Source organism: Synechococcus sp. A15-28, assembly GCF_014280175.1.
Taxonomy (GTDB): domain Bacteria; phylum Cyanobacteriota; class Cyanobacteriia; order PCC-6307; family Cyanobiaceae; genus Parasynechococcus.
Genome location: NZ_CP047931.1, coordinates 1,392,025 through 1,404,651, shown reverse-complemented (window position 1 = coordinate 1,404,651; position 12,627 = coordinate 1,392,025). Strand labels below are relative to the sequence as shown.

At 62.9% G+C, this 12,627-nt stretch carries 16 protein-coding genes; 10 read left to right on the top strand and 6 right to left on the bottom strand.

Features of this window, described 5'->3' with window-relative positions:
• Positions 1 to 58 precede the first annotated feature (58 nt).
• Positions 59 to 790 carry a Bax inhibitor-1/YccA family protein gene (locus SynA1528_RS08075; protein WP_186586324.1) on the top strand — a complete coding sequence of 244 codons (732 nt, stop codon included), beginning with the start codon at positions 59 to 61 and terminating at the stop codon, positions 788 to 790.
• A gap of 93 nt (positions 791 to 883) precedes the next feature.
• Here SynA1528_RS08075 and SynA1528_RS08070 read toward each other — a convergent pair whose 3' ends face one another.
• Complete coding sequence (locus SynA1528_RS08070) at positions 884 to 1,405, bottom strand: sll1618 family protein (RefSeq protein ID WP_186586323.1); 522 nt, start codon at positions 1,403 to 1,405, stop codon at positions 884 to 886.
• Positions 1,406 to 1,557: 152 nt separating this feature from the next.
• On the opposite strand from SynA1528_RS08070, the gene budA reads away from it, so the two are divergent.
• From budA to larB, 7 genes are read left to right on the top strand one after another with little or no spacing between them, the layout of a single operon-like run.
• Positions 1,558 to 2,307: an acetolactate decarboxylase gene (budA, locus tag SynA1528_RS08065; protein ID WP_286187781.1), complete on the top strand. Its 750-nt coding sequence runs from the start codon at positions 1,558 to 1,560 to the stop codon at positions 2,305 to 2,307.
• 17 nt (positions 2,308 to 2,324) lie between these two features.
• Entirely contained in the window at positions 2,325 to 3,260 is a 936-nt protein-coding gene (gene era / locus SynA1528_RS08060) for a GTPase Era (RefSeq protein ID WP_186586321.1), read from the top strand.
• Positions 3,260 to 4,162, top strand: coding sequence for a phytanoyl-CoA dioxygenase family protein (locus tag SynA1528_RS08055; RefSeq protein ID WP_186586320.1), 903 nt, complete (start codon positions 3,260 to 3,262; stop codon positions 4,160 to 4,162). The genes era and SynA1528_RS08055 overlap by 1 nt, the downstream gene beginning before the upstream one ends.
• Before the next feature lie 22 nt (positions 4,163 to 4,184).
• Positions 4,185 to 4,649: a phycobiliprotein lyase gene (locus SynA1528_RS08050; protein ID WP_186586319.1), complete on the top strand. Its 465-nt coding sequence runs from the start codon at positions 4,185 to 4,187 to the stop codon at positions 4,647 to 4,649.
• A 6-nt stretch (positions 4,650 to 4,655) separates the two neighbouring features.
• Positions 4,656 to 5,855 (top strand): tRNA (guanosine(37)-N1)-methyltransferase TrmD, encoded by a 1,200-nt coding sequence (gene trmD / locus SynA1528_RS08045; RefSeq protein WP_186586318.1) that lies wholly within the window; start codon positions 4,656 to 4,658, stop codon positions 5,853 to 5,855.
• A complete protein-coding gene (locus SynA1528_RS08040; protein WP_186586317.1) occupies positions 5,852 to 6,256 on the top strand; it encodes a TIGR03792 family protein in 405 nt (134 codons plus the stop codon). Before trmD ends, SynA1528_RS08040 begins: the two co-directional genes overlap by 4 nt.
• Complete coding sequence (larB, locus tag SynA1528_RS08035; protein WP_186586316.1) at positions 6,253 to 6,903, top strand: nickel pincer cofactor biosynthesis protein LarB; 651 nt, start codon at positions 6,253 to 6,255, stop codon at positions 6,901 to 6,903. Before SynA1528_RS08040 ends, larB begins: the two co-directional genes overlap by 4 nt.
• 3 nt (positions 6,904 to 6,906) lie before the next feature.
• On the opposite strand, the gene SynA1528_RS08030 is transcribed toward larB, so the two are convergent.
• The 5 genes from SynA1528_RS08030 to SynA1528_RS08010 all read right to left on the bottom strand — a co-directional run bounded on the left by SynA1528_RS08030 (position 6,907) and on the right by SynA1528_RS08010 (position 10,477).
• Positions 6,907 to 7,044 carry a DUF8633 family putative protein gene (locus SynA1528_RS08030; protein WP_186586315.1) on the bottom strand — a complete coding sequence of 46 codons (138 nt, stop codon included), beginning with the start codon at positions 7,042 to 7,044 and terminating at the stop codon, positions 6,907 to 6,909.
• Between the two features lie 117 nt (positions 7,045 to 7,161).
• Entirely contained in the window at positions 7,162 to 7,986 is an 825-nt protein-coding gene (locus SynA1528_RS08025; RefSeq protein WP_502707744.1) for a DUF1517 domain-containing protein, read from the bottom strand.
• Between the two features lie 146 nt (positions 7,987 to 8,132).
• Positions 8,133 to 8,351, bottom strand: a complete 219-nt coding sequence (thiS, locus tag SynA1528_RS08020; protein ID WP_186586313.1) for a sulfur carrier protein ThiS — start codon at positions 8,349 to 8,351, stop codon at positions 8,133 to 8,135.
• Positions 8,352 to 8,354: 3 nt separating this feature from the next.
• Positions 8,355 to 9,404, bottom strand: coding sequence for a thiamine phosphate synthase (locus SynA1528_RS08015; protein ID WP_186586312.1), 1,050 nt, complete (start codon positions 9,402 to 9,404; stop codon positions 8,355 to 8,357).
• Between the two features lie 143 nt (positions 9,405 to 9,547).
• Entirely contained in the window at positions 9,548 to 10,477 is a 930-nt protein-coding gene (locus SynA1528_RS08010) for a bifunctional riboflavin kinase/FAD synthetase (RefSeq protein WP_186588352.1), read from the bottom strand.
• A gap of 57 nt (positions 10,478 to 10,534) precedes the next feature.
• Here SynA1528_RS08010 and SynA1528_RS08005 point away from each other — a divergent pair, with 57 nt between their 5' ends.
• Both SynA1528_RS08005 and SynA1528_RS08000 read left to right on the top strand, forming a co-directional pair.
• Positions 10,535 to 11,095, top strand: coding sequence for a DUF3611 family protein (locus SynA1528_RS08005; protein ID WP_186588351.1), 561 nt, complete (start codon positions 10,535 to 10,537; stop codon positions 11,093 to 11,095).
• 98 nt (positions 11,096 to 11,193) lie between these two features.
• On the top strand, positions 11,194 to 12,522 hold the full coding sequence (locus SynA1528_RS08000; protein ID WP_186586311.1) for a tyrosine-type recombinase/integrase: 1,329 nt from the start codon (positions 11,194 to 11,196) through the stop codon (positions 12,520 to 12,522).
• The last annotated feature ends 105 nt before the right edge of the window (positions 12,523 to 12,627 follow it).

Sequence of the window (12,627 nt, the reverse complement as noted above, 5' to 3'; positions counted from 1 at the left end):
CACCCCAGACCCTTGTCAGTGCTGGCAGGATATTTGGAGTGATTGTGGTCTGGTCGACATGCCAGCAAGCAGCAATTTTCAGCAGGCCATCCGCGATGCGCAGTCCAGCGCTCTGGTGGGCCCCAACGTGGTCAACAAGGCGCTCCCCTATGTGGGCGGCGGCATGGTGCTCACCTCTGTCGGGGTGATCGGCGGCCTGTCGATGATGGCGACGCCGATGTTCATGCCCCTGTTCTGGGCGGCCGTGATCGGCAACTTGGTTCTCTTCTTTGTTGCCCAAAACGTGGCGATGAAGGGCAACAACGCCACGGCATTGCCACTCCTGGCCGTTTACAGCCTGATCACAGGCTTCACCCTCAGCGGTCTGGTGGCCCTGGCCGGAGCGGTTGCAGGGATCGGGGCCGTCGGCACCGCTGCCCTGGCCACTGGCATCACCTTTGTGATCGCCTCAATTGTTGGGCGTCGCATGAGCGACAGCGTCGGTCAGGCCCTGTCCGGTGTGGTGGGACTGGGCTTGATCGGCCTGATTCTCGCCATGGTGGTGCAATTCATCGGTGGAATCTTCGCTCCGGCGATATTCCAAGGCACAAGCTTCGAGTTGATGATCGCCGGTTTCGGCACCGTGCTGTTTGTGGGCGCCGCCTTCGTCGACTTCTACACGATGCCCCGCGCCTACCGGGATGAGCAGTATCTGGCAGGTGCCCTGAGCATGTACCTCACCTACATCAACCTGTTCATCTTCATCCTGCGCCTGATCATCGTGCTCAATGGCGGTGGTCGCCGCGACTGACACGATTGAGTCCGATTGGATTGGTCCGATCGACATCATCCACTCGAAAAGCCCCGGTACTTCCGGGGCTTTTTTGTTGGTTGTCTTCACCCTTCACTCGTCGGCGACGGCATAAACGCTTTGGCGGATGGCATCACGCTGCTCGACGTCGTAGCCCCATTTCTCCAGAAAGGAGACATCAGCTCCAGTGTTGTCGACAGCAGCCTCCAGCAGTTGCTCCAGCCGTTCTTTCACCAGGCCCGGCTCCAGTTGCCGCAGCAGTTCAGTGCAGCGGGTTCTGACCCGTTGCGAGCCTTCCTGCTGGGCGCTGTCACCGGAGCGGTGGTGGGCAACCGCCATGGCGGTGCTCATGGCCAGGTTGCGCACGCTCAGATCCACAACCCCAGCGCCTGCAGCGCGCAGTTGCCCTACAACGGCATCCGGCAGTCGATCCATCAGAACGCTGTCGCCAGCCAGGCTCACCACAAAGAAGCCCCTGGCGCCATCGCGGCTGGACACCATCTCACCGATTCGGTCCGCCAGCACCTCATCGCTGATCTCCTCGTTCTCCCACTGCTGCAACCAGGCAGCGGTGATCTCCATTGCCTGCTGGAAGGTGGGTTGCTGTTCAGGCATCGCCATGGTCCGACCTTGAGGCCAGGCTATGGGCAAGTTGGATTCAGACGATGCCAGAGACGTCTTGCCATGGGCTCCACGTGAACCTGCCCTCTGGCCATTGGTCGGCTTTACAAGCTCATGCGAGCAGGACTGGTGAGAGTTACAGCGCCGTGATCCGAAAGGCTCTGGCGGATTATCTGGATCTGGAGCATCACACCCTCTGGCAACTATCCACCTCCACTGCGGTGGTGGAAGGGGTGTTCGGCGATGCGCTGCATGTGCGCGACCTGGCCGATCACGGCGACTTTGGAATCGGGACCTTCGAGCAGCTCGACGGTGAAGGGATTCTTCTCGATGGCGTCTGCTGGCAGGCCTGTGCTGATGGTCGTCTTCGTGAGGCGCCTCCGGAGGAGGGCATTCCGTTCTGGATCGCCACACATTTCGAAAGCGAGCAGCGAGTGCAGCTCGGTCCGGTGAGCAGCTTTGAGCAGCTCGGGGCGTTGCTGGATCCCCATCGCCCGGGCGCGAATCTTTTTGTGGCGCTGCGCATCCGAGGCATGTTCGAGGAACTGCTCGTCCGCTCGGTGTCCCGTGTGGAGGCGGGCGCAACCCTTCTGGATGCCACCCGGTCACAGACCACATTCTCTCACCAGGCCATCAGCGGCACGTTGGTGGGGTTCTGGAGTCCAACCCATGCCAGCAGCCTCAACATCCCCGGATATCACCTGCACTTCCTGTCGGACGACCATCGGCATGGTGGTCATCTTCTCGATCTGAAAGCCGCATCCCTCGATGTCGACTTTGACTTTCAGTCGAATCTGCGACTGGCGCTGCCGGAGACGCGCGAATTCCTGACGGCTGATCTCACAGCTGATCCCACTGCAGCCCTGGAGGAGGCGGAAACGAATCAGGGGCAGTGACGGCGCAGACTTGCGTGATGCTTTCCACTCCGTCGTCGGAGGACCACCGCTCCGGCTTCATCGCACTGATCGGCAGGCCCAACGTGGGCAAATCCACCCTGGTGAACCAGCTGGTGGGGGAGAAGGTGGCCATCACCTCGCCCGTGGCCCAGACCACCCGCAACCGGTTGCGCGCCATCCTCACCACAGAGGACGCCCAGATGGTCCTGGTGGACACCCCTGGCATCCATAAGCCCCATCACCTGCTGGGGGAGCGGTTGGTGCAGAGCGCCCGCAGCGCCATCGGCGAAGTGGATCTTGTGGTGCTGCTGCTGGAGGGCTGTGAGCGCCCCGGCCGTGGCGACGCATTCATCGTCAATCTGCTGCGGCAACAACCGTTGCCGGTGTTGGTGGCGTTGAACAAATGGGACAAGGTGCCGGAGGAGCGGCAAGAGGAGTCGGCGTCGGCCTACAGCGCGTTGCTGAGCGAAACGGCTTGGCCGGTTCACCGCTGCAGTGCCCTGGCCGGCGACGGGTGCACTGCGCTCACGCAGGCCATGGCGGACCAGTTGCCCCGGGGTCCGCAGCTCTATCCCCCGGAGATGGTCTCTGACCAACCGGAGCGGGTGTTGATGGGTGAGCTGATCCGAGAGCAGGTGTTGCTGCACACCCGCGAGGAGATCCCCCACAGCGTTGCGGTGACGATCGATCGCGTGGAGGAGCTGCCAGCGACCGGCAAGGGCGGCGGGCGCACGGCTGTGCTTGCGACTGTGCTGGTGGAGCGCAAAAGCCAGAAGGGGATTCTCATCGGCAAGGGCGGCGCCATGCTCAAGACGATCGGCCAGGGCGCCCGGCTGCAGATGCAGACCCTGATCGATGGGCCGGTGTATCTGGAGCTGTTCGTGAAGGTGGTGCCGGACTGGCGCAGCAAACCGGCCCGGCTTGCTGAGCTGGGCTACGGGGGCGACGCCTGATGCTGTCGCTGCTGAGCCGCACCAAGAGCTTCCGTGACCCATGGGTGGGGCAGCCTGCGCTCAATCAGCGTTGGCAGTTGCATCGCCGTCGCGTGCAGCTGGCGGAAGCGCTCTGCCGCTGGCGGCGCTGGTTGAGACCGGTCCAGGAGCGTCAGCTGGAGCGGGATGGCTTTCTGGTGGTGCCAGACGTTTTGCCCGAACCAGCCTTCAGTTCCTTGCGGGATGAGGTGGAGGCTCATCTGGCCGCCGCGAATGCTCAGCATCCGATGGCCGCCAACGACAAAACAGGATTCCAGCCGAAGCAACCGTTTCCCGGAGGCTTCGATCGCTACGACGGCGGCACCCTCAACCGCTTTCTGCACATTGATCCGGCACGGTTGCCCCATGCGGCGGCGCTGAGCCGCGACCCACGCCTCAGCCGCTGGTCCCGCCATGTGATCGGACTGCCGATGGATCCGCGCAAGCTGGACATTTATCTCACTGTGCATGGCGAGGAGAGCCGCACGCCGGACCTGCAGAAGGACCTGCACCGCGACACGTTCTTTCGGGCGCTCAAGTTCTGGCTGTTTCTGCGGCCGGTCACGGCGGACGATGGCCCGTTTGAAGTGGTTCCCGGCAGCCATCGGCTCAGCCCAGAACGGCTGCGCTGGGAACAGGCCACCGCCAATGCCGCGATCCGTCAGCAGCAGCAGCCGGATGTTTCCGGCTCGTTTCGGATCCCCGAGACGGAGCTGGCATCCCTGGGCCTTCCGGCGCCGGTGGCCTTGCCCTGCCAGGCCAACACCCTGGTGCTGGCGGATGTGTTTGCCTTCCACCGCCGCGGTGCGGCCCTGCCGGGACGCCAGCGTCTGGCCCTGTACGGCTGGAACCGTCCCTATCCGTTTCTGCCACTCACCTGGTGAAGCCGGCTGAGAAGATGGATGGATGAGCGACCAACCCTTCCCGCCGGCTGATGCCGCAGCGTTTATCGGTCTCTGTGCCGGCGAGTGGATGAGCCTGCGCAGCAGCTTTGAGCTCTCCAGCGGCGGCGATGACGACTGGCACAGCAGCGAACGCGGGGAGCTGGTGGTGCGCTGCGGTGCACCTGCAGATGAGGTGGAGGGAGAGCTGGTGGTGACCGCACCGGGGGGAGCGACCACCACCCTGCGGTTTCAGCGGGATGGTGCTTTGGCCATCAACGGAGCATCGGCCGGGCAGTGGCGCTTCTGGCCTGACGGCAGCATGGAGTTGAACCTGTCGCAGCCTGATGGAACGTCGGTGCAGGAGCGGATTTGGTTCACCCGCGCCAACCTGCGGTTGCGCAGCACCACGGCGACGGATCAGGAGGGAACACCGCTGCAGGGCAGTTTCTGCACGGACATCCGCCGGGTGTCCAAACCTGCCGCCTGAGCCGCGATGGCGTCCTATCGCCTCGATGTGGTGAGCCTGGCGCCGCAGGCCTTTGCCCCGTTGCTCGAGCTGGGGGTGATCGGCCGTGCCTTCGGCAACGGCATCGCTGAGCTGCATCTCCACAATCCCCGCGATTTCGCCACCGACCGCTACCGCAAGGTGGACGATGAGCCCTATGGCGGCGGCGCCGGCATGGTGCTGAAGCCGGAACCGGTGTTCGCCGCGGTGGAGTCGATCCCCCGTAGTCCCCGCAGCCGGGTGCTGCTGATGTCACCGCAGGGGCGACCACTGCAGCAGAGAGACCTGCAGCGCTGGTCCCAGGAGCACGATCAGCTCGTGCTGCTCTGCGGCCATTACGAAGGGTTTGATGAACGCATCCGCAGCCTTGCCGATGAGGAGGTGTCCGCCGGTGATTTCGTGCTCACCGGTGGTGAGCTGCCGGCGATGACCGTGATCAATGGGGTGGTGCGGCTGTTGCCGGGCACCGTGGGAACGGCCCAGTCACTGGTGGAGGAAAGCCACAGCACGCTGCTGCTGGAGCATCCCCACTACACCCGACCGGCGGAGTTCCAGGGCATGGCGGTGCCGGAGGTGCTGCGGGGCGGAAACCATGGCGCCATCGAGGCCTGGCGGCAGCAGCAGCGGGAGCAACGCACGCGGGATCGTCGACCGGATCTCTACGCACGCTGGAGAATGGCGAGCGATGACTCCGGAGCGGCCATGACATTGCGGATCGGCAATGGCTATGACATTCATCGGTTGGTGTCGGGCCGACCGCTGATTCTCGGTGGTGTGACCCTGGAGCATCCCGATGGCCTGGGCCTCGACGGCCACAGCGACGCCGATGTGCTGGTGCATGCGGTGATGGATGCCCTGCTCGGTGCCCTGTCGCTCGGGGACATCGGCAAGTATTTCCCGCCCACGGATCCGCAATGGAAGGGGGCCAACAGCCTTCAGCTGCTGGAGCAGGTGGTGGCCCTGGTGAGTCAACGGGGTTGGCAGGTGGTGAACGTCGATGCGGTGGTGATCGCCGAGCGGCCCAAGCTGAAGCCCCACATCGAAGCGATGCGCGGCAACATCGCATCCCGCATCGGCATTGCCGCCGAGGCCGTCGGTGTGAAGGCCACCACCAACGAACGGCTGGGACCGGAGGGACGGGAGGAAGGCATCAGTTGTCAGGCCGTTGTGCTGCTGGGCCAGCCATGAGTCGCGCCATGGCACTGCTTCTGGCCATGCTGCTCAGCGTTGCAGCACCGGTCATGGCGGAGCAGGGGGTGATTGAGCAGCTGCGACTGGCGGTGCCGGCATCCCATCGTGAGCTTTGGCTGCAGGCCGAGGCCAGCAGCTGGCAGCCCTGGTTGGAGCAGCAGGCGGGATTTGAGGGGCGTGAGCTGTTTTGGGATCCAGAGCGAGAGGAGGGTCTGCTGCTGATCCGCTGGAGCAGCCGTGAGCAGTGGAAGGCGATCCCCTCCGAGGAGGTCCAGCGGGTGCAGGAGGTCTTCGAGGCTCGGGTGAATCAAGCTCTGAATCGGGATCCAGGCTCAGCACCGCTGTTCCCGTTGCTGGCGGAAGGCGAACTGCAGGCCCAGCTGCTGCCGTCCCAATGATCGACGCCCGTCTGGACCTGAAGCGACGGGCACGGCTCGGCATGGTCGAAGCCGTGTGGGGGGAGCACAAGACCGCTGAGCAGATCATCGCGATCCTGAAACGGTTTGCCGCCGGTGATGAGCTGGGTCTGGTGACCCGGGTGGCACCGGAGAAAGCCGATGCAGTGCTAGCAGCCCTGCCTGCTGTGGTGGTTCATGACGATGCCCGTTGTCTGACCCTTGGGGAACTGCCTGCCTTGCCACCGGGACCGCCGCCGGTGGCGGTGCTCAGCGGTGGCAGCAGCGACCGCAGCGTCGTGGCTGAGGCGACCCTTGCCCTGCGCTGCCATGGCATTGCGGTGGATCCGTTGATGGACGTGGGGGTGGCCGGTCTGCACCGATTGCTGGATCAGCTCCCCAGGTTGGAGTCCGCCGCTGTCTTGATTGCCTGCGCCGGCATGGAAGGGGCCCTGCCGACGGTGCTGGCTGGCCTCGTGCCTCAGCCGATCATCGGTGTGCCGGTGTCGGTGGGTTACGGCGTCAGCGCTGGTGGAAGAACCGCCCTCGATGGGATGCTGGCCAGTTGCGCACCGGGATTGACCGTGGTCAATATCGACAACGGTTACGGAGCCGCCATGGCGGCGTTGCGGATGCTGAGGGGGCGTTGAGGGTCAGACAGCCTGGTCGAAATCGACCTCACCCAATCGCTCCAGTTCAGCGGAGTTGTGATCGGTTTCCACCTGCTGCAGGGTGCTCAGCAGGGCATTCCAATCCGATCGCGACAGCTCCCCGTCCTGTTGCCATTCCATTGCGCGGGGATTGGGAGCCAATGAATTCGACGGATGTTCTTATTCGAAAACTAGGTGTTGATCCTGAGAAAAAGTGCTCATATTGCGTTTGATCTGCGGAAGAAAATCTTCAGATCCTCAGAGGTGCTGCAGATTCGGGTAGGCGGTGAGAAGTTCCTCGGAACTGAGAACATCGCCGCGTCCCTCCGGCTGCCAGATCACCTCGAGGGCCATCAGTTCAGAGGAGGCCGTTGAGCCGAGGATGCGCAGTGTCTGGCGCAGGTCTTCGCCTGTGCTGGCTCCCTTGAGGCTGGCTGCAGCGGTGGACGCCACAAGCAGGGTGACCACGATAAATTCATTGGTGGCGTCGGCCTCACCCACATTGGCGGATGAGCTGTTGATGCTTTGGCCACCGACGTTGCTGGTGAGCTCAGCATCCAATTTGCTGCGCTCGTTCATCGACAGACGGTTGAACGTGGATTCCGCGCTGCTGAACGGCACACTGCCGCTCTCAGCGTTGGCGTAGACCCACAGTTCAGGTTGCCGCAGCAAGGCCAGGGTGGATTCCTGCAGCAGCCGCTGCAGGCCGCTGGAACTGGAGGTGTCTGAGGAGGCCGCCAGCCGGCGCAGATCCTCCTGGAGCGATTTGGCGCTGGCCAGCATCCCCACCTGCACCTGAATCATGTTGACCTTGCTGGGCACCGCCGGCATCGGTGAGCCGCCACCGATGGAAGGGGCACCACCCCCACCGCGGACGGCATTCACCAGAACACCGGCCACGGCCATCAGGATCAGCAGGCCGAACAGTCCGCCGCCACCGAAGCCGAAGATCGGAATGATGAACGGGAATCCGAAGCCGCCACCGCGATAACCACCGCCGTAACCGCCGCCGTAACCGCCGCGTCGGTAGCCACCGCCGCCGCTGCGGGGCATGGATGGGGCGCGGAAACTGCCGCCGCCCATCCGGCCACCGCGGGCTGCATCGGCGGGCTCCGGCGTGATCAGACCGAGGCTGAACACCACCAGCGGCACCAGGACAGCTGCCAGAAGCCTGCGGGTCCAGCTTTGGTTCCGAACGGCCACAACCACAACAGAAAGCTGATTTAACTCTAGGAACCGCCTCCAACGATGGTGACGATCTCCAAGCTGTCGCCTTCACCCACTGTTGTGGTCGCCCAGCTCCCTCGAAGAGCAATCACACCGTTGTGCTCCGTCACCACCAGCTGCGGGTTGTGGCCCAGGGCGGCGATCACCTTGTCCAGGGTGGGGGGCGTCGGCTCAGGGTCCAGGCAGCGGACCTCGCCATTGACGGTGAGCTTCAGGGCCATGGATCAGTGGTTGAGGCGCGACAGGCTGTTCAGCAGGCTTTGGCTGGACTCTGCTGGGGTGTTGGACCCCATGATTGCCCCGATCACCGCCACACGCCGGCATCCCACTGCCGTGAGCTGCGAAAGATTGGCCTGGGTGATGCCACCGATGGCAAACACCGGCTTCTGAGCGATGGCCAGCGCCTGACCCACCAGCTCAGCACCGATGGCTGGACGCTCCGGCTTCACGGCGGTGGTGTTGACGGGGCCAAGGCCGAGGTAGTCGCAGTCCTCTCGGTTCGCTTCCGCCACCTGGTCCAGCTCATGGGTGCTGCGTCCAAGAAGTCGGTCGGGTCCGATCAAGCCACGGGCCACCTCCGTGGGCAGGTCGTCCTGCCCCAGATGCACACCGTCGGCATCCACGGCCAGGGCCAGATCAATGCGGTCGTTGATGATCAGCAGAGCGCCGTGGTCCTGGCAGAGGGCCGCCAGGGCTTTGGCTTCCGCCAGTCGTTCCAGGTCGCTTCCTGATTTGCAGCGGTGCTGAACCATGGCCACACCACTGCGCAGGGCTGCCGTCACACGTTCGATCAGATCAGGGCAGGGAGCCGTGATCAGGCACAGCTGGCAGTCCTGCAGCCGGTTGCGACGGCTGTTCCCACCCGTGGCCTTCAGGCAGGTCACCTCCAGGTCGTAGACGCCGTAGCGGATGGCGGCGGCCTCAGCGGCCAGAGGAGCATCCACGCTGCGTGCGTACTCCTCCAGCACCCTCAGGGCCTCCTGCACCCGGCCGCAGTTGGCTTCCACCACCTGGCGGGGACTGTGACGGTCAAGCTGGGCCGGATGGTCCAGTCCAGCCGCGGGGTCGGTGGCGGTGGAGCGGGCCTGCTTGTAGTGCTCTCGGTGCAGCTTGCCGAGACGCTGCCGCCAATCCTTGAGGCTGATCACCAGATCATCCCGTTCCAGGCCGAAACGGCACCAGTCCTCCACGACCCGCAGCCCTTCGCGGGCCCGATCGAGATTGGCATCGATCAGCCTTGCCACACGGGGATCCAGGGACGACTCGCAACCCATCAGTTTCGTGGCACCCTTTGGAGGATCGCACCCCTTTGAGTGATGGAGAACGGTGGTTCCGACAGCCCCATGCACGTTCTTGTCTGGGGCATCGTGTTGCTGGGGGGAATCGGCGTGTTCATCGTCTGGGGCCTGGCCAACGCTTACCCAACACCGGTCTGAACCGACAACAGCGACCGGGCCTGGTCGGCATCCCGGCCGATCTGAGCGCTGAGTTCCTCCAGTCCGCTGAAGCGCTGCTGACCGCGGAGCCGCTTCACGGGCTCCACCGTCAGCTGACGGCCCTCCAGTTCGATCGTGCGGTCCAGCAGGTGCACCTCCACAGCTGAGGGGGAGGTGGGATCCACCGTCGGTTGCGGACCAAGATTCATCACGGCCGCCAGGGGCTGATCGTTTCCGTCCACCCAGGCCCAGGCGGCATAGACCCCCAGTGCCGGCAGGAACTTGCGGCCGTCCACCTGCAGATTGGCGGTGGGCCAGCCCAGTTCCCGGCCCAGACCACGGCCTCGCACCACCCGTCCCTGGAAGCGGTAGGAGCGCCCCAGCAGGGTTCGGGCCGTGTCCAGATCTCCCCTCTCCAGACAGCCGCGGATGCGGCTGCTGCTCATGCGTCCGTCGTCGTCCTCCACGATCTCCGTCACCAGCACCTCCACCCCCCGGGCCGCGGCCACCTGACGCAGCAGGTCGGCGTCACCGCCGCGGTTCTTGCCAAAGCGGAAGTTGGCCCCAACGGTGATCCGCTCGGCCTTCAGGGTGTCGAGCAGCACGGTGTTGACGAACGCTTCGGCACTCAGCTGGGCCAGTTCAGGGGTGAAAGGCACCAGCACCAGCTGCTCAATGCCCAGGGGCTGAAGCAGCTCCAGCTTTTCGCTCGGCAGATCAAGCCGCAGCCGGGCTTCACCGAAGAGCACCTCCCGCGGATGGGGCCAGAAGCTCACCACCGTGGGCACCGCTGCTGCTCCCGCAATGGCCTGGGCGATCACACGGCGGTGGCCGGCATGCAGTCCATCGAAACTGCCCAGCGCCAGCGCGGTCGGTCGGCGGGCGTCCTGTGGTGAACAGAGGGGGATCAACGCGGGATGCGTGCGATGCACTTTGGTGGCAAGTTTGAACGACTGACCTCCGGAGAGATGGCGGATCGCCTCGATTTCCAGTTGTTGTCCGCCGGGCTCCGCCGGATGGGCTGGATCCGCTTCTGGATTCAGGTGGTTCTGGGGGCGGTTGTCCTGGGCGTCCTGCTGTTCACCGCCATCGGTGGCAGCCTCACGCGCAATGCCGATCGCGCTGTTGGTCTCGGTCCTGGAATTTCCCTGACGACCCTGGCTTTCCTGGTGCTGCTCTACAGCCTTTGGCAGGGCTGGTTGATCGTGCGCAATGGCCGGGCCCTGAGCAGTGAGGCCCGCCCCTCACGCGGTGAGACCTCGCGGCTGATCAAACGCGGCTTGTTCGCTGATCTGCTGGGGCTGGTCCTGGCGTCTGTGGGCTACCAGGCCTTGGTTGGTCCGCTGTTCATCCAGGCGGCTAATCAGACGCAGGGTCTGGCTGTGATCGGACGGGGGTCAGCCGAAAACCTGCCGATCACGTCGCTGGAAATCCTCTCGGTGCTGAGCAATACCCAGGTGCTGTTCGCCCACCTGATCGGGCTGCTGTTCTCGCTGTGGCTGCTGCAGCGGATCTATCGCACACCATGACTTGCAGTGGTGGACTGGATTCTCTAGAACCTTTGTAGGAGCTGGACCAGTTATTTGACCAGTCTAGTTCTCTAAGACTTGACTGCTACTGCCGACTGATGCCGAAGATTGCAGAGCGCCGAAAGGTCCTTGATGGGAGAGCTGAGGTCATCACCTATTCACGTGATGAATCGGCTTGGTACTACCGAGAACCTGACGGTTCAGGTGGCTATCGACAGAGGCGACTGAAGGAAGCCCTCTCTGAAGCCGACGCCGTTGCGATGGCAATGAACGTCTGGTCTGAGATGAGGACCACTCAGCAGCTCATCACGAGCGGTCAGGTACAGGTCAAGCCAACTCGTCGCACCAAAAAGGCAACCGTTGATGCCTCGATTGATGCCTTCCTGTCAGAGGAGAGGCGGAGAGTTGATGCCGAGATCATTTCCAAGCTTTCTCTCAGTTCCAAGGAGTTCAAGCTCCGACACGTCTCTGCCTACTTGAAGTGGAAGGGCGTGGCCTACACGCAGGAGATCACTGAGACGACCTTTGACGACTACGTGCTGTTCCGCAAGGAGACCACCAAGGTCAATCAGCGGAACGAAACCACGGTCATCACCAACTGGCTCAACTGGTGCAAGAAGCAGCGTCAGATCAAGCCTGATGTCGCAGCCCTCAAACTCGTGCCGTCTGTCCGAGTCAGAGCTGAGGACCTGATGGCAAACCCTCCGATCAGTCCGGAGGATTGGCGCAAGATTCACACCTGGATCAGAGAGGTGTTCATCCGCGAGTCAGATCGCGTCAACAATCACCGATCGCCGTACTGGAGGAGGTGTTTTTATGCGTTCGTGATGACGGGTAAAAACTCTGGGCTGAGACCTAAGGAGTTACAGAGCCTGAGGTGGAGTGACGTGGACATCATCTCTATGGGTCCCCGGAGCAGCTCAGACAATAGGGAGCATCTTGTGGCTGAGATCAGCGTCAGAAAGACCAAGACAGGTGAGCCAAGGCAGGTTCCTGCGAACTGTGGGACTCAACTGGCTGAATGGTTTCAGTACCAGAAGGAGTACGCGGAGCGTCATTTCTCATCTTCGGTTTCAAAGATATGGAACAAGAATGCTCACGTATTTGGAAACTTCTACAACGAGTGTCGTCCGTTTGACTACACCCAGTACAGCCGTTGCTGGGCTTTTGCGATGAGGAACCTAGAGCTGCAAGGACACTGGGCTTCGTACAAGCCATACACACTGTATTCACTCCGGTCATCTTTCGTAGATGACAAGTTGATGCAAGACACTCCGATCGCTGTTCTTTCAATGATGACGGGACACGACCCGAAGATCTTGATGAAGCACTACAGCAGACTTGATGTCCTTAGAAAGAGTAGAGATCTGACGAAGCTCCCGATCGGAAGGAAGAAAGTTCAAAAGAAAGTGATCGAACTGTTTTGACCAGCTCCGCTCAGGATCGCCCACAACCCGCCTCAAATGGAGAGAACGATGAATCCCATATTCACAATCACCAAAGCATCCTGCAGCGGCTCTCCGCTCGCGATT

Excerpts from the sequence above, each read along its gene's own strand:
- SynA1528_RS08075 (WP_186586324.1), top strand. The coding sequence starts at position 59 with ATGCCAGCAAGCAGCAATTTTCAGCAGGCCATCCGCGATGCGCAGTCC.
- SynA1528_RS08070 (WP_186586323.1), bottom strand. The coding sequence starts at position 1,405 with ATGCCTGAACAGCAACCCACCTTCCAGCAGGCAATGGAGATCACCGCT.
- era (WP_186586321.1), top strand. The coding sequence starts at position 2,325 with ATGCTTTCCACTCCGTCGTCGGAGGACCACCGCTCCGGCTTCATCGCA.
- SynA1528_RS08055 (WP_186586320.1), top strand. The coding sequence starts at position 3,260 with ATGCTGTCGCTGCTGAGCCGCACCAAGAGCTTCCGTGACCCATGGGTG.
- SynA1528_RS08050 (WP_186586319.1), top strand. The coding sequence starts at position 4,185 with ATGAGCGACCAACCCTTCCCGCCGGCTGATGCCGCAGCGTTTATCGGT.
- trmD (WP_186586318.1), top strand. The coding sequence starts at position 4,656 with ATGGCGTCCTATCGCCTCGATGTGGTGAGCCTGGCGCCGCAGGCCTTT.
- SynA1528_RS08040 (WP_186586317.1), top strand. The coding sequence starts at position 5,852 with ATGAGTCGCGCCATGGCACTGCTTCTGGCCATGCTGCTCAGCGTTGCA.
- larB (WP_186586316.1), top strand. The coding sequence starts at position 6,253 with ATGATCGACGCCCGTCTGGACCTGAAGCGACGGGCACGGCTCGGCATG.
- SynA1528_RS08030 (WP_186586315.1), bottom strand. The coding sequence starts at position 7,044 with ATGGAATGGCAACAGGACGGGGAGCTGTCGCGATCGGATTGGAATGCC.
- SynA1528_RS08025 (WP_502707744.1), bottom strand. The coding sequence starts at position 7,986 with ATGGGCGGCGGCAGTTTCCGCGCCCCATCCATGCCCCGCAGCGGCGGC.
- thiS (WP_186586313.1), bottom strand. The coding sequence starts at position 8,351 with ATGGCCCTGAAGCTCACCGTCAATGGCGAGGTCCGCTGCCTGGACCCT.
- SynA1528_RS08015 (WP_186586312.1), bottom strand. The coding sequence starts at position 9,404 with ATGGGTTGCGAGTCGTCCCTGGATCCCCGTGTGGCAAGGCTGATCGAT.
- SynA1528_RS08005 (WP_186588351.1), top strand. The coding sequence starts at position 10,535 with ATGGCGGATCGCCTCGATTTCCAGTTGTTGTCCGCCGGGCTCCGCCGG.
- SynA1528_RS08000 (WP_186586311.1), top strand. The coding sequence starts at position 11,194 with ATGCCGAAGATTGCAGAGCGCCGAAAGGTCCTTGATGGGAGAGCTGAG.